The 14,689-nt window shown below is 59.1% G+C and carries 12 protein-coding genes; 5 read left to right on the top strand and 7 right to left on the bottom strand.

Going from position 1 to position 14,689, the window contains the following annotated elements:
* Positions 1-30: 30 nt before the first annotated feature.
* The 3 genes from AWB78_RS34010 to AWB78_RS34000 all read right to left on the bottom strand — a co-directional run bounded on the left by AWB78_RS34010 (position 31) and on the right by AWB78_RS34000 (position 2,378).
* Positions 31-354, bottom strand: a complete 324-nt coding sequence (locus AWB78_RS34010; RefSeq protein WP_062611015.1) for a LysR family transcriptional regulator — start codon at positions 352-354, stop codon at positions 31-33.
* Between the two features lie 236 nt (positions 355-590).
* Positions 591-938: a RidA family protein gene (locus AWB78_RS34005; RefSeq protein ID WP_062611014.1), complete on the bottom strand. Its 348-nt coding sequence runs from the start codon at positions 936-938 to the stop codon at positions 591-593.
* A 120-nt stretch (positions 939-1,058) separates the two neighbouring features.
* The gene (locus tag AWB78_RS34000; RefSeq protein ID WP_062611013.1) at positions 1,059-2,378 is read right to left on the bottom strand and encodes an NAD(P)/FAD-dependent oxidoreductase; all 1,320 of its coding nucleotides are present in this window, start codon (positions 2,376-2,378) and stop codon (positions 1,059-1,061) included.
* Between the two features lie 674 nt (positions 2,379-3,052).
* On the opposite strand from AWB78_RS34000, the gene AWB78_RS33995 reads away from it, so the two are divergent.
* A complete protein-coding gene (locus tag AWB78_RS33995; RefSeq protein WP_062611019.1) occupies positions 3,053-4,357 on the top strand; it encodes an amino acid permease in 1,305 nt (434 codons plus the stop codon).
* A gap of 473 nt (positions 4,358-4,830) precedes the next feature.
* On the opposite strand, the gene pcaF is transcribed toward AWB78_RS33995, so the two are convergent.
* Genes pcaF through glaH form a run of 3 tightly spaced genes read right to left on the bottom strand, consistent with a single transcriptional unit; the run spans position 4,831 to position 8,263 of the window.
* Positions 4,831-6,036 (bottom strand): 3-oxoadipyl-CoA thiolase, encoded by a 1,206-nt coding sequence (gene pcaF, locus AWB78_RS33990; protein ID WP_062611012.1) that lies wholly within the window; start codon positions 6,034-6,036, stop codon positions 4,831-4,833.
* 38 nt (positions 6,037-6,074) lie between these two features.
* Positions 6,075-7,346, bottom strand: coding sequence for an L-2-hydroxyglutarate dehydrogenase (lhgD, locus tag AWB78_RS33985; RefSeq protein ID WP_062611011.1), 1,272 nt, complete (start codon positions 7,344-7,346; stop codon positions 6,075-6,077).
* Positions 7,343-8,263 carry a glutarate dioxygenase GlaH gene (gene glaH, locus AWB78_RS33980; RefSeq protein ID WP_062611010.1) on the bottom strand — a complete coding sequence of 307 codons (921 nt, stop codon included), beginning with the start codon at positions 8,261-8,263 and terminating at the stop codon, positions 7,343-7,345. Before glaH ends, lhgD begins: the two co-directional genes overlap by 4 nt.
* Positions 8,264-8,360: 97 nt before the next feature.
* Here glaH and AWB78_RS33975 point away from each other — a divergent pair, with 97 nt between their 5' ends.
* On the top strand, positions 8,361-9,275 hold the full coding sequence (locus AWB78_RS33975) for a LysR substrate-binding domain-containing protein (protein ID WP_062611009.1): 915 nt from the start codon (positions 8,361-8,363) through the stop codon (positions 9,273-9,275).
* Between the two features lie 6 nt (positions 9,276-9,281).
* Here AWB78_RS33975 and AWB78_RS33970 read toward each other — a convergent pair whose 3' ends face one another.
* A complete protein-coding gene (locus tag AWB78_RS33970) occupies positions 9,282-10,163 on the bottom strand; it encodes a LysR family transcriptional regulator (RefSeq protein WP_062611008.1) in 882 nt (293 codons plus the stop codon).
* A 138-nt stretch (positions 10,164-10,301) separates the two neighbouring features.
* Between AWB78_RS33970 and AWB78_RS33965 the strand changes: the two genes are divergently transcribed.
* From AWB78_RS33965 to AWB78_RS33955, 3 genes are all read left to right on the top strand, one after another.
* Entirely contained in the window at positions 10,302-12,053 is a 1,752-nt protein-coding gene (locus tag AWB78_RS33965; protein ID WP_062611007.1) for an acyl-CoA dehydrogenase family protein, read from the top strand.
* Positions 12,053-13,243, top strand: coding sequence for a CaiB/BaiF CoA transferase family protein (locus AWB78_RS33960; protein ID WP_062611006.1), 1,191 nt, complete (start codon positions 12,053-12,055; stop codon positions 13,241-13,243). Before AWB78_RS33965 ends, AWB78_RS33960 begins: the two co-directional genes overlap by 1 nt.
* A gap of 69 nt (positions 13,244-13,312) precedes the next feature.
* Positions 13,313-14,629 carry an MFS transporter gene (locus AWB78_RS33955; protein ID WP_062611005.1) on the top strand — a complete coding sequence of 439 codons (1,317 nt, stop codon included), beginning with the start codon at positions 13,313-13,315 and terminating at the stop codon, positions 14,627-14,629.
* The last annotated feature ends 60 nt before the right edge of the window (positions 14,630-14,689 follow it).

The following is a 14,689-nucleotide window of genomic DNA, read 5'->3' as shown; positions in this document are numbered from 1 at the left end:
CCCAACCCTGCCTGCATGGAACTACCGCATCTACTCAACAAGCGCTGCATAGCGGGAAGTTATTTCGGTAACGATCCTTAACACCGCACGCTGGAGCTTGTAGAGCATGGGCTCTATCTCTTCGAGGAAACGTGCGCCCGCTGCAGTGAGGTGAATGCCGCGGGCATGCCGGTCGAGCAGTCCGCATTGCAACACTTCCTCGAGCGCCCTGATTTGCTTGCTCACGGCGCTTTGCGACAGCAGCAGTTCGCGCGACGCTCGCGTGAAACTTCCGCAGCGTGCAACCGCCTCGAAGCAAATCAGAGCTTCGATCGTAGGTAAGGTATTCAGCAGGCGGAGGTTCTGGTGCTTCATGAGCGCGACCTATTCCACAAAAGACAGCATCCCGCCAATCAACAAACAGCTTTTTGCGGAACGCCGGTATATCGTATTCCTTTTAGGAAAGAGGTATGTCAGCTCAGGGAATGGGCATGAAGCCGTCAGCGGGTTGAGGAGGATCGACGGGAGGACGGCGAAATGAGGGCCCGAGCGCGCAACGTTGGCAGCGGACGAGCTGGCCATAACGACCGGCCGGCTCTGACCGAGGAGCCTCAGCGAGCCTGACCAAACACCTGTACTTCGATTAGATAATCCGGGCCAGCAAGCCTGCTTTCGACACAGGCCCGTACTGGCTTTTCGAATCCTTCAAGCCAGCGTTCATATTCAACATTCAATTCGTCAAAATATTGAATATCGGCAAGCCAGACTTGAACACGCGTGAGATCGCTTTTGGTGCGACCGATCTCGGATAGTAGTTCGTCGATCGACCCGAGTACTTGTCGGGTTTGTTCGACGATGCCGCACGAGGGGTCTGCCGCGACCTGCCCGGCCGTTTCGAAGCAACCGTTGTACTCGACCAGCTGCGCCATTCTCGCGTCTTGTTGAATGCGTCTAATCATGCTGCCCATCGTGAAAGTAAAAGAAAAAGTGAAAGCGAAAGTGCGGGCATCGCGCGCCGCGTCGGCGGCAGTAGTGCTCCTGCCAATATGGACCCCGCCGCGCGCGTCAATGCCAATTGCCTAGATGTCCCCGCCGGCAGCCGCCGACTCTCGTGTGAGGCGCATGCGAGCCCCGACAGTACGGAGCGGGTCGGGGGGCACCCAGGAAGGGCTGGAGTGCCGCTGGATGAAAGTCAGGTTGTCGCTTTGGAGATTCTTGATGTGGTCCGCCATGTAGTATCCGAGATACGTCCCCTTGACGACGCCCACGCCGTTGCATCCGCCCATCACATACACCCCGCCCCCGGCATCCGCGAACACGGGCTCATGATTCATCGTCATCGCGAGCATGCCGCCCCATGTGTATTCGAACGCCATCTCTTTCAGGAAGGGGAAGCGGGCTTCGAACGACTTGCGGTGCTGAATCCACGCGGTATCCAGATCGGTACGCGTGCTCATCAGCTCAGGCAGGAAGTCGAGCGTATTGCGTACGAAGATTCGTCTGTCGACTGTGAAGCGTACGGTGCTGCCTGCCGGGTGAGCAGATGTGGTTCCCCACGATTGCACGCCATTGAAGTGCCTCTTGATCTGCTCGTCCGTCAACCGAGGCGTCAAGCTCGCGTAGGTGAAGACAGGGGCAAGTCGACGTGACACTTTTCCAAACTCTTCCGAGAACGAGTTGGTGGCCTGCGCCACGGTCGGCGCGGAGATGGTGCCACCGAGGAAACGCAGCTGATGGCGCGTTCCGTATTCGACGCCCAGGACGGGACTATTCTCGAACAACGTTACGTTCTTCGGCAAAGCCTTCGTGAGGCCGCGCACAAGCGCGGCAGGGTTGACGAGCACATTGCCGGGCGTGTAGACAGCCGACCGGTAATAGCTCGTCCCAAGTCGCTTTTCGAGGTCACGACCGGACAAGGTCTCATATTCGAAGCCTGCTTCACTGAGCATGTTACTGAAGCTCGCGAGTCCCGGTTCGTTGCTCTCTTCATGCGCAGACATGTATTTGCCCGCATCGTCCCAGAGCGGAATCGCGAACCGATCCTTGAACGCTCGCAGTCGCTCGATCGCGAACACGTTCAGCTTGTAAAGGGAACGCGCGTAGCTCACGTCAGTCTTGCCACCGTCGAGGTTATGCGGAAGATCAATCAGAAATCCGGCGTTACGGCCCGACGTGCCTTCGCCAACACGCAGCGCGTCAACGACGGCGATACGTGCCGACGGTTCGAGTTCCGCGAAGCGCAGTGCAAAGGAGAGGCCGGTAAAGCCGGCACCGATCACTGCGACATCGAATTCTTGCGCGCCCTTGACCCGTTGGCCGAGAGGAGCAGTGAAATCAGGTGTGGATTCCAGCCAACCCAGATCCCCATCGACTTGGGGAAACTTCTGAATCTTTTGCACGGTAGCCTCCGAAATGTGCCGTGACGCTAAGGTGCATGAGATCTGTCGGTAGCACAAACGAAATAAACGCGGGATCTATTCGATTTTGGAATAGGGTGGACCGGAGGGCCGCATTCACGGGGTGACCCGCAAAAAACTTGTCTTTTCGATCGCGTGGCCTTCTTGGCCAAGGATGTCGCTCCGCTTTCGTCGCATATCGGCAACCTCGACGGAGATTCGTCGGGCGTGGACCGACGATGGCTATTCCACAAACGAGGGGCCCATGAGGTTATTTCGCTTGTGCGCCCAAGTAGCGGCGCATAGCCTACGACCACTGCAGATGCACATCCCGACGACAAGCAATCGCGACGAGGCTCGAGAAAGGTCGGCCCAGCCTGCGCGCTCGTCTCGCTACTAGATGGCGATCGCCGTCGCTCGGCGTTATCGACTTTAGCGAGCGATCGTTCTGCTCGTGAGCGCATCTTGCAAGTCCCGGAAGCGGCAGCCATCAGCGCGCCTCCGGTGTATTTAAAACACATGAGGCAAAGGAAGAGACAATGGCACAGTCCGCTCGAAGTACACGACCCGAGTCCGTCGTGAAGTTTGATACGTTTGCGTCCGACCAGTTGGCGGAAGCATCGCTCGACAACGAACGCCACGCTCTGGGGCGTGGACTGAAGCAACGTCATGTCGTGATGCTATCGATCGGTGGCAGCATCGGGGCGGGTCTTTTCGTCGGTTCAGGTCACGCGATCTCTGAAGCGGGACCCGCGGCGATTTTCGCCTATCTCTTCGCAAGCGTTCTCGTCGTACTGGTCATGCGAATGCTAGGCGAAATGGCCTGCGCGATGCCCGATTCTGGATCGTTTTCGACGTACGCTGACAAGGCAATTGGACCGTGGGCGGGTTTCACGATCGGTTGGCTGTACTGGTGGTTTTGGGTGCTGGTGATTCCCCTTGAAGCGACCGCGGCGGCGAATATCCTGACGGGATGGTTTCCTCAGGTTCCGATGTGGGAATTCTCGCTTTTCGTCACCTTGCTGCTGACTGGCACCAATCTCGCCAGCGTGAAACACTACGGCGAGCTCGAATTCTGGTTCTCCATCATTAAGGTGACCGGCATCATTCTGTTTATCGGCTGCGGTGTATTGGCTCTGTGCGGCGCTATCCCCGGCGTCCATGTCCAACCTCTCTCCAATCTCACAAGCCATGGCGGCTTCATGCCGCGCGGGTGGACCCCGATCGTAGGTGCGCTGCTTACCACGATGTTCACCTATCTCGGAACGGAGGTTGTGACGATTGCTGCTGCCGAGTCTGCCAATCCCGCCCGGGAAATTTCTCGTGCTATCACGTCTGTGGTCTGGAGGATCTCGCTGTTTTATATCGGCTCAGTTTTCATCATCATCTGTCTCGTTCCTTGGAATGATCCGCAGCTGACGAAGATTGGTTCGTACCAGGCTACGCTTCAAATGCTTCACGTACCGTATTCGAAGCTCCTTGTGGATATTCTTGTGCTTGTAGCAGTCGGAAGCTGCTTGAATTCGGCCTTGTACACCGCTTCGCGCATGTTGTTCTCGCTCGGATCAAGAGGTCAGGCTCCCGCGCTGGTGACCAATACCAACGCTGCGGGTGTTCCTGTCGCCGCAGTAATCGGGTCGACGCTTATAGCCTTTGTCGTTGTTGCAGCGAACTATCTCGCTCCCAAGTATGTGTTTGATACGCTGCTGTCCTCGACTGGCGCGATCGCGTTGGTCGTCTATCTTGCAATCGCGATCAGTCAGTTGAGGCTTCGCACTCGATTGATCAGAAGTTCGAAGCTCAAAGTGAAGATGTGGCTACACCCCTGGCTCGGTCTTCTGGTCGTAGCGCTAATCGTCGGCGCATTCGTGGTAATGATACGTAGCGAAGACCATCGGGAGGAGGTCATCGCAACGCTTGCATGCTGTGCGGTGCTCGCAGTAATTGGCTATCGCCACCAGCGCCGAGCGCGTACTCGCTAATATGAGCGGCAAGGCCGTAAGCCGGGGCGGCCTCGCAAACTGGCGCGGTTGCCACGTGATGTCGCCGCAACACTTGTCCTCTGTTAGCTCACGATCAGGCGCGGATTGTCGCGGCAGCTGCTCGTGCATCGCCTAACTCAGGGGCCTAACCTAATGCGTGACGTTGCGCTTCCTTCAGGACCGCAGCACGGCACAGGCGACACACCGCTACGATGCCAGCGGCTGCCGGTGACAAATTTCCGGGATCGGCCATAAAAGGACATTCGGTATCGCTAACCGAAGACACCCCAGCGGCGTCTCTTTATTTATAAGCGGTCGCTCGAGGCACGGAAATCTCGCTCCGCAGCACCATGAATCCGTTGTCAACGCTGAAGTGACAAGTCACCGTGGCCATGGACCGCCGTCCCTGTCTAAGCTGGGTAACTGTGAGGGGCCTACCCGCGCTTCCAGGCGGATGGAAGCGCGGTTCGAGGTTACTGGGCAACTCCTTCGATTGCGATCGCGATACCTTGGCCCACGCCGATGCACATGGTGCAAAGTGCGAAGCGGCCACCAGTCCGTTCGAGCTGATACGTTGCCGTCGTAATTAAGCGCGCTCCGCTCATGCCGAGCGGGTGACCAAGCGCGATCGCGCCACCGTTCGGATTGACTCGCTCGTCATCGGGTTTAAGGCCGAGCAGGCGCAACGTCGCAATGCCTTGGGACGCAAATGCCTCGTTGAGCTCGATGATGTCGAAGTCCGACATCTGCATGCCAAGTTGCGCCAGCAATTTCTGGGTAGCGGGCGCCGGGCCGATACCCATGATACGTGGCGCGACTCCCGCCGTTGCCATGCCGAGAATTCGCGCCTTCGGCTTGAGGCCGTAACGGGATGCTGCTTCCGGGCTTGCCAACAGAAGTGCTGCGGCACCGTCATTCACGCCGGATGCATTGCCCGCAGTGACTGTACCTTGCGGCTTGACGCCCTTCAACCGGCTGAGAGACTCGATGTTCGTGTCGCGAGGATGCTCGTCTTGACTTACGACCGTCGGCTCGCCTTTCTTCTGCGCGATAGAGACCGGTTCGATTTCGTTCTCGAAGATGCCATTTGCCTGTGCACTCAGGGCCTTCTGCTGACTGCGGAGAGCAAAGCGGTCTTGGTCTTCGCGGCTCACATGGAATTGTACTGCGACGTTCTCAGCCGTCTCGGGCATCGAGTCAACACCGTACTGATTTCGCATCACGCTGTTGATGAAGCGCCACCCGATGGTCGTGTCGTAGATTTGCGCGTCGCGTGAAAATGGCGTTGCAGTCTTTGGAATGACAAACGGCGCGCGACTCATGCTCTCCACACCCCCGGCGATGGCCAGTTGCGTCTCGCCGCATCGAATGCCCCGGGCGGCGGTGCCTACCGCATCCATGCCCGAGCCGCACAACCGGTTGATGGTGGCACCGGGCACCGAGTCGGGTAAGCCTGCAAGTAGCGCGCTCATGCGGGCAACGTTACGGTTGTCTTCACCCGCTTGATTGGCGCAGCCATAGATGACTTCGTCGACTTGGCCCCAGTCAACAGCAGGGTTGCGTCTAATAAGCGCTCGAATCGGAACTGCGCCCAGGTCATCAGTGCGTACCGATGACAAAGCTCCACCATACCGTCCGATGGGCGTGCGAATGGCATCGCAGATGTACACGTCTTTCATGCAAAAATTCCTTGTTCTAGGCAATGCTGTGACCGTTATCACAAGGCAGCTACGGATGCGGCGGCGGCAGGCACCAGGTTGAATTCCTTGGCGAAGGCGCTAACGAGATGCTCACCAATCGGGATAGCCGAGGTCGCTGCGGGTGACGGGGCGTTGCAGACATGCAGACTGCGTTTCGAAGGCTGGATGAGAAAATCGTGGATGAGCGAGCCGTCGGCCGACACCGCTTGCGCACGAACGCCAGCGGGGTAAGGTTGGAGGTCGGAGAGTTGCAACTCGAGACAATATTTCTGGCAAAGCTCGAGATAGCCTTTCTTCCAGAGCGAGTTGCGCACTTCTGAGATGCCAGACGGACCATAGGTCTTGAGCATCTTCCAGAATCCACCGAACGACGCCATACCCGCTAAATCAGTGATATTGACGTCGCGCCACCTGTAACCCTCGCGCGCCATGGCGAGCACAGCATTCGGGCCGACTGTCACGTAGCCACCAATCATCCTCGTTAGATGGACACCGAGGAATGGCAGCGAGGGGTCCGGCACCGGGTAGATGAGGTGCTTGACGATGTCGTTTTTGGATTCGGGCAGGCGATAGTACTCACCCCGGAAGGGCACAATGCGGAAGTCGGATTCGAGCTTGCACATGCGGGCAAGCCGGTCTGCCATCAGACCGGCACAGACAATCGCGTGCTTTGCCCGGAAGGTTCCGCTTTCCGTGGTCACAGTCACGCCGTCGTTGTCCTCGCGCATTCCGACCACGCGCTGACCGAGCAAGATGGACGCACCGTTGTCCTGCGCGACGTCCGCCATCGCACGCGTGACAGACGGGTAGTCTGCGATGCCGCTGGACGCAACCCGAATCGCGGCCTCGCCGACAATTCGAGGCTCCGCGGTCGTCAAGTCGCCTTGGTTCAACCATTCCGGTTGAAGTTGATTCTGCTTGCACCGTTCGAAGAGGTCCTTGAGGCGCTTCACTTCGAGTTCGTTGGTCGCAACGATGAGCTTCCCGCATTGCTCGAAGCGAATGCCGTGTCGACGCGAGAACTCGTAGGTCGCGGCAGCGCCGCGCCGACAGAAGTCGGCCTTCAGGCTGCCAGGCGCGTAGTACACGCCGGCATGAATGACGCCGCTGTTGTGGCCGGATTGATGCACCGCAAGAGAGCCTTCCTTTTCGAGCAGGACAACCTTCATCCAAGGGAAGCGCTCGGTCAGTTGCATTGCGGTGGAGACGCCGACTATTCCACCACCAATGATGATGACATCTGCGTCAGCGCCGCGAAGAGGGATGCGAACAGGGACGCGTGCGTTCATTTTGCGAAGGTCCCGCGTTGGCGCATCAATTCGCGATGCAACTCAGGGTGCTTCTTGAATGGGGCACGCCCGTGAAGCCAGAAGTAATTGTTTGCAACGACGAGCTCGCCCGCCGGCAACGAGACCTCTTTCGTGGCAGATGATTTCTCCATCGAGGAGGACATCGCGTGCAGGAACTGCGCTTCAGTGATGGTTCGCGGCTGGACAAACTGGTCGATGAACGACATCGCAAGACCGAACTCGGAATGGAAAAAGAGCGGGCGCTCGACAGGAGCGGCGACGTTCTTCGAGCCCGGAGCCTTGTAGATAAAGGGAAGCGCCCCCATCGGGTCCTTCGCGAAGTTGTCACGCTCGCTCCAGTCGTCCAGGTGCATCAGGCGTGACTCACCGCCGGTGGCATTGACCTCGTCGAACTTCATCATGAGCAGCCAGTGCGTTTCTTCTTCGACGTAGGTGCCGTCCGTGTGAAGCGTGAAGAGTCGATAGGCCTGACGCAGGTACGAATCGCTCGAGTCGGTGTCCTTCACGAGAAAGCGGGCGTAGTAGGTGCCCGACATTGCGTCATGGTTGCTCGTGCCCAGCAGATGCGCGACGGCAGTGCCGAACTTCACGTAGTCGTCGCTATCGGTCGTCACGCCCTGGACGCCCACCGTAAAACCGCCGCTGGCTCGGTCCCGTGCGATGTTGCAAATCGTCGTGCCGAATGTGCCACCGAGCGCTTGGTCGAGCTCGTGCGCAAGGATGTATCGCATGAAGGGGACGTACTGCAGATTCTGCACGTCGACGCTCTTCACTTTTGCGAAGAATCCAGCGAGCGCGTCTTCGCTGAGTTCAATCATACGCAGCCGGCCGTGCTGGGCATGCGGCTGGATGCTGAAAAGCTGATGGGCTGCTTGTGCTTCGACGGGGGCGTTCATCTCCGACTCCATGTGTTGGTATAGACGGCATTTCACGCCAACCTCACGTTCGGATAAACTGGCAAAACTGTTTTTTTTAATCGGAAAAGTCGAATAAATGGATAGCCGGCAGCTGAGGGTGTTCGTCGCTTTATCAGAGGACCTGCACTTCGCGCGCACAGCGGACCGGCTCGGCGTGGCGCAGTCCGTCTTGAGCGAGCAGCTCAAAAAGCTCGAGGCGGACCTCGGCGTCAAACTGCTCAACCGCAATAAGCGCGCGGCGGTTACGCTGACTGACGCGGGCGAGCTTCTCCTCGTGGAAGCGACTCTAGCCCTTCGCCAACTGGACCGGGCCGAGGCCGTGGGCCGGCTCGCGGCCCGGGGCGAAGTTGGAAACATCTCGCTGGGGTATGTTGGCTCCGCAGTGTCTACGGGGGTACTCCAGGCTGCACTCAAGACCTTCCGAAAAGCGAATCCACAGGTCGAGATGCACATCAACTCGATGGAAACCCCGCGTCAGCTTGAGAGTTTGCGCGACGGTCAGCTCGACGTCGGGCTCCTACGCTCGCGCTCCCAATACCCGGAGGGTGTTGCGGCGACAGTTGTCATGCGGGAAGACCTCATGATTGCGCTGTCCGAAGACCATCCGCTCGCGAAATCTTCGTCCATCTCGGCACGTGAGCTGTGCACCGAGGCGTTCATCGTCCCCCAGTTCAGCGAGAGCGAGGGGCTGGCAGAGAATTTGGCCAATTTGGGGCGGTGCGGTGGCTTCAATGCGGAGCCGCGGTATCGCGTGGCCGACTTCGTCACGGCCCTGTGCATGACGACGGCAGGCTACGGGGTCGTACTCGTACCGCAGTCGATGAAATCCTTCGCACCCGCAGATGTCGCCTTTCGGGCGGTCTCCGACTTTCGAGACGAAATTGAGCTGGCGCTGGCCTATCGAACGCGCGAGGTCGCGCCGTGCGTCAAGAAGTTCGTTGACGCGACCATCGCCCAATACCCAAACCAATCGAGTTCACGGCGTCGATAGCGATATTTACTGATGACCGTGTTCGAGCGCTTCTAGGAAGCTCTCAGTGAGGGCCATTTGACCACCTGTGCGCGTCAGACGCAGGATTTCAGACGAGAACGGATTGCGCTCCAGCGGTATGAACACGGCACGCTGAGATTGGGTCCGCGCGAGTGCTTGAGGCACTAGCGCGACCCCCATCCCGAACTCAACCATGGTGACGACGGTCTGCCACAGACGAGCTTCGTGCCTGATTTTTGGACTGAAGCCGGCCTCGACGCAGGTGGCAATGATTTGGTCGTGGTAGTGCGGTGAGACAGCCCGTGGAAAAAGTATGAAAGGTTCGTTTTGCAGATTGCGCAGGTCGATTCGCTTCTTTTTGGCGAGTTGGTGATTGACCGGGAGGCAGCATAGAAATGCCTCGGACATCCATAGCTGAGTCTCTATTTCAGCCGGATAGTGACCCCAGTGGGCGAACCCCAAATCAATCTGGAGTTGCTGGAGCGCTCGCATTTGCTCGGCTGTGTTCATCTCCTTGAGCACAATCTCAACGGTCGGATGCTCGACCTCGAATCGCTCGACCGCCTCGGGTAAGCCCCGATAGAGCATCGAATTCACGAAACCAATTCGCAGGCGGCCCGCCAGCCCGTGCGCGGACTGCGTCGTTACCTTGGCCACTTCGTCAGCCTGCTGCAATAGCCGTTGAGCCTCTCCGAGCAGGACCTGCCCGGCATTGGTGAGCGCCACCGACTTGCTACTGCGCTCCAGGAGCTGCACGCCCATCTGCTCTTCAAAGCGCTTGATGTCGAAGCTCAGCGCAGGTTGCGAGATGAACAGCCGGCGCGCTGCGCGCCCGAAATGCAGCTCTTCAGCGACCGCTACGAAGTACCTGAGTTGTCTGAGTTCCATCGGTTGCCGCTCCTCAACGATAAATACATGTTATCGCACATGCCATCGATTGTATTGGACGGTTATCGACGTGACTCGTAACCTGAATTTAACGACGGCGGCGGACTGACGCGCCGCACTTAAATCAGGAGACACTCCATGGCCGACCAACGGCAAGAGCCCGCGACTTCGAACATCCCCGACAGCCGCGGCATCAATTTCTTTACCAGCGACCCCTCATTTGGCCCGTTGCTCAAGAGCTTCCTGGGCGAGAGCACGTACAACGTCGTCAAAGACCGCTTGGTCGACCTGGGCCAGCGCGCTTCGGATGAGCTCGACGTTTGGGCGACAAATGCCGACCACAATCCTCCGGTACTGAAGCAGCGGACTCGGCGCGGTGAAGCGCTCCAGCGCATCGAAAAGCACCCCGACTACGTCGCGCTCGAACGCGTGGCGTACAGCGAACTTGGGCTTGCATCGATGAGCCATCGGAGCGATGCTCCGCCGCCGTTAGTGAAGTACGCTTTGACGTACCTCTTCGTGCAAGCTGAGTTCGGTCTTTGTTGCCCTGTGAGCATGACCGATTCGCTCACCCGCACGCTGCGAAAGTTCGGGTCGAAAGAACTGGTCGACCGCTATCTGCCGATGCTTGCCTCGCAGGATTTCGACACGCTTTTCCAGGGTGCGATGTTCATGACGGAGCAAGCGGCAGGTTCCGACACGGGCCGCACAGTCACGCGCGCCACGCGCAGCGTCGATGCGAACGGCAAAGAAATCTGGAAGCTGACTGGCGACAAGTGGTTCTGCTCAAACGCAGACGCCGACCTGGCGATGGTGCTGGCTCGGCCCGACGATGCGCCTGAAGGCATTAAGGGCCTCGCGTTGTTCCTGCTGCCGAAGGTGCTTGAAGACGGCACGCGCAACGCGTATCACATCGTCCGACTGAAGGACAAACTCGGAAGCCGTTCGATGGCGAGCGGCGAAATCGTTCTCGAAGGCGCCGAGGCTTACCTCATCGGAGAGGTAGGGCGTGGCTTCCAACAGATGGCCGATATGATTAACATGTCGCGCCTCTCGAATGGCGTGCGTGCCGCAGGGTTGATGCGCCGCGCGCTCACCGAAGCACATCACGTCGCCCGGAACCGCTCGGCATTTGGCCGCAAGCTCATCGAGATGCCGTTGATGCAACGGCAATTGATGAAGATGATGCTGCCCGCCGAACAGGCTCGCTCGATGTTCATGCAAATAGCGACGCTGCTTCCAAAGTCCGACCGTGGCGAAGCGCTCGCAGCCAAGTGCGTTCGCATCCTTACCCCTTTGGTGAAATTCCGCGCATGCCGTGACGCCAGAAAGGCAACGGGCGACGCGATGGAAGTTCGCGGTGGTGTTGGCTACATCGAAGAGTGGGCCGACCCGCGGCTCGTGCGCGATTCCCATCTAGGCTCCATCTGGGAAGGAACAAGCAACATCGTCGCGCTCGACGTGGCAAGAGCAACGCGCCGTGAAGGCTCCCTCGAGTCGCTCGGGCAGTATCTCAATGCTCTACTCGACGAAGCTGCGGTGCCCGAAGAGTCGGTCGAGTTGCTCCGCGGCGTTTTCAAGCGTGCGAGCGCAGCGATGGACAGCGTCGCCGAATGCGGCCGTGATGAAAGCGTGCGTGAAGCCGCCAGCGCTGTCTATAACGCAACGAGCGCCATCTTCATGGCGACGGAAGCCGCATGCGTGGGAAATGACTTCCGTCGCTTGGCGCTCGCTCATCTCATCGTCAAACATAAGCTCATGCCACGCGACCCATTGGCTCCGGCGAATGTCAGTGCCGATGCAATCGTCATTCGCAAGCTCGTCGACGAAGCACCGATGACGCTCGAGGAGGCAATGTCGCTCATGCCCGCGAGCCTGGAGACCGTGTGATGAGTACAAGTCAGGTTACGGGCGCACTTCAGGGACTTCGCGTCATCGATTTGAGCCGCGTGCTGGGTGGACCGTACTGCACGCAGGCATTGGCGGACCACGGCGCGCAAGTCATCAAGCTCGAGCCGCCCAATGGAGACGAGACCCGCGGCTGGGGACCTCCGTTTGTCGGCGAGACTGCGTCGTACTTTGTGGGTGTGAATCGCAATAAGCAAGGCATCTGCGTCGACCTGTCTTCCGAAGAAGGCCGCAACATTCTCTGGCAACTGCTCGAAGGCGCTGACGTACTCGTTGAGAATTTCAAGCCCGGAACCCTCGGACGTTGGGGCATGGACTACGCTCGCCTCTCGAAACGATTCCCGAAGCTGATTCATTGTGCAATTTCCGGCTTTGGACCAGATGGCCCTTTGGGCGGCTTGCCCGGGTACGACGCGGCCATTCAAGCGATGGCGGGATTGATAAGCGTGAACGGTGAGCCCGATGGTCCCGCGTTGCGTGTCGGGCTTCCCGTCGTCGATATGGTGACCGGCCTCAATGCGCTGGCTGGCATTCTTCTCGCCCTCGCGGAGCGGGAGAAGAGTGGTCGAGGTCAATCGCTCGATATCGCGCTGTACGACAGCGGCATCTCGCTCCTGCATCCGCATCTGCCGAACTACTTCGGCAACGGGCGCACGCCACAGCGTAGCGGGAACGCGCATCCGAATATCACACCGTACGACAGCTATCGAACCGCGACCGCTCCCATCTTCCTTGCTGTCGGGAACGACCGGCAGTTCGCGAAGCTGGTCAGCCATCTCAACGCGCCGGAACTCGCGCAAGACGCGCGCTTTGTCGACAACAAGAGCCGCTGCGCGCATCGTGGCGAGCTCAAAGAGGTGCTCGAAGGCTTGATGCACTCGCTCGAATGCGAGTCGCTTGCCACCCAGCTGATTCGTGGTGGCGTGCCGTGTGGGCCGGTCCAAACGGTGGACGCCGTCGCCAACCATCCGCACACGCTTCACCGTGAATTGATTGTCGAAATCGGTTCGTATCGCGGTACGGGTACGCCAATCAAATTGTCCCGAACACCGGCCACGTACCGCTCGGCGCCACCTGCACTGGGCGGAGATACGCGCGCGGTGCTCGATGAACTCGGCATCGACGATGCGACACAACGGCGTCTGTTCGAGGCCGGAGTACTGAAAGGCTGACATCCAACAACACTCAAGCATTCGAACCAAACCGGCGCCCTCAGACCGGAAATCTTCAGGAGACAATCGATGCAAACCACCGTGCAAGGAAGTCCGACGCGCCAGCCTGGTCGCGCGGCCTTCGCCGCCTTTGTCGGCACCACCATTGAGTGGTACGACTTCTACATCTACGCGACGGCTTCGGCGCTCGTGTTTGGCAAGCTGTTCTTTCCGCAGGGCGACCCGTTCTACAGTACGCTCGCTTCGTTCGGCACCTTCGCGGTAGGGTTCTTCGCACGACCCTTTGGCGGCCTCGTTTTCGGTCACCTAGGTGACCGAATCGGGCGAAAGAAGGCGCTCGTCGCGACGCTCGCCATCATGGGGATTGGCACGGTTGGCATCGGCTTCCTGCCAACCTATGCTTCTGCCGGCGCGCTTGCTCCCGTCTTGCTCGTGCTGCTGCGAGTGGCGCAGGGCATTGCGATTGGCGGCGAATGGGGCGGCGCAGTCCTGATGGCGGGCGAACATGCGCCCAAGGCCAAGCGCACCTTCCTGGCGTCGTTCGCGCAACTGGGCAGCCCGGCCGGCCTGATTCTCGCACTGCTCGCGTTCCGTACGGTCGGACACATGCCGAAAGAACAGCTGATGGATTGGGGGTGGCGCATCCCGTTTCTGCTCAGTGCGGTCTTGCTGATCGTTGGCATCTTCATCCGCTCGGGCGTCTCCGAGTCCCCGGAGTTCGCTGCTGCCGCCAAGCGCGAGAAGCCCGCGCGTCTACCCATCCTTGATGTGCTGAGCAACGCATGGGGCACGGTACTCCTCTGCCTTGGTGCCAATGTGATTGGTGTCGCAGGCGCATGGTTCTGTAACACGTTCATGTTGAGCTTCACGACGGAAACGCTTGGAATCAGCCGTTCGCTCATGCTCGACTGCCTCTTCATGGTCGCTTTCGTGCACTTTTTCAACCAACTCTTCTCGGGATGGCTCGCGCAGCGTGTCGGGGCGAAGAAGTTCCTTGCGTGGGCTGCAGGGCTGGCCATGCTGTCGCCGTATCCGATGTTCATCCTGGTTTCGACCGGAAAGCCCATCGGCATCGTCGTCGGCATCGCTATTGCCGTGATGTGCATGTCAGGCTCGTACGCCGTGATGGCCGGACTGATGACCGATGCCTTCGATGTGCGATACCGCTACTCAGCGATCTCACTTTCGTATCAGTCGTGTGCTGCCCTGGCGGGCGGCCTGACTCCAATCATCGGGACTGTGCTTGCGCATGCCTGGCCGGGACAGTGGTGGGCGCTGGCCGTGTTCTACAGTGCGCTTGCCGCAGTGTCTTTGCTCTGCTTGCTGGGTCTGCAAACAAGAAAATCAGACGCCCGCTCGCCAGCTACAGTCGTGGTGCCGGAATGACCGCAACTGTATATACGGGGTAGTTCGACAATCAGTCCCCGCCTATGCCTTCTACCAATA

The sequence above is a fragment of the Caballeronia calidae genome (assembly GCF_900044055.2).
Lineage (GTDB): Bacteria > Pseudomonadota > Gammaproteobacteria > Burkholderiales > Burkholderiaceae > Caballeronia > Caballeronia calidae.
Note: the sequence above shows the minus strand (reverse complement) of the source record. Positions and strands in the feature narration are given on the sequence as shown.

What these genes read in the sequence shown, in the direction of transcription:
- AWB78_RS34010 (WP_062611015.1), bottom strand. Translation starts at nt 354, where the DNA reads ATGAAGCACCAGAACCTCCGCCTGCTGAATACCTTACCTACGATCGAA.
- AWB78_RS34005 (WP_062611014.1), bottom strand. Translation starts at nt 938, where the DNA reads ATGATTAGACGCATTCAACAAGACGCGAGAATGGCGCAGCTGGTCGAG.
- AWB78_RS33995 (WP_062611019.1), top strand. Translation starts at nt 3,053, where the DNA reads ATGCTATCGATCGGTGGCAGCATCGGGGCGGGTCTTTTCGTCGGTTCA.
- pcaF (WP_062611012.1), bottom strand. Translation starts at nt 6,036, where the DNA reads ATGAAAGACGTGTACATCTGCGATGCCATTCGCACGCCCATCGGACGG.
- lhgD (WP_062611011.1), bottom strand. Translation starts at nt 7,346, where the DNA reads ATGAACGCACGCGTCCCTGTTCGCATCCCTCTTCGCGGCGCTGACGCA.
- glaH (WP_062611010.1), bottom strand. Translation starts at nt 8,263, where the DNA reads ATGAACGCCCCCGTCGAAGCACAAGCAGCCCATCAGCTTTTCAGCATC.
- AWB78_RS33975 (WP_062611009.1), top strand. Translation starts at nt 8,361, where the DNA reads ATGGATAGCCGGCAGCTGAGGGTGTTCGTCGCTTTATCAGAGGACCTG.
- AWB78_RS33970 (WP_062611008.1), bottom strand. Translation starts at nt 10,163, where the DNA reads ATGGAACTCAGACAACTCAGGTACTTCGTAGCGGTCGCTGAAGAGCTG.
- AWB78_RS33965 (WP_062611007.1), top strand. Translation starts at nt 10,302, where the DNA reads ATGGCCGACCAACGGCAAGAGCCCGCGACTTCGAACATCCCCGACAGC.
- AWB78_RS33960 (WP_062611006.1), top strand. Translation starts at nt 12,053, where the DNA reads ATGAGTACAAGTCAGGTTACGGGCGCACTTCAGGGACTTCGCGTCATC.
- AWB78_RS33955 (WP_062611005.1), top strand. Translation starts at nt 13,313, where the DNA reads ATGCAAACCACCGTGCAAGGAAGTCCGACGCGCCAGCCTGGTCGCGCG.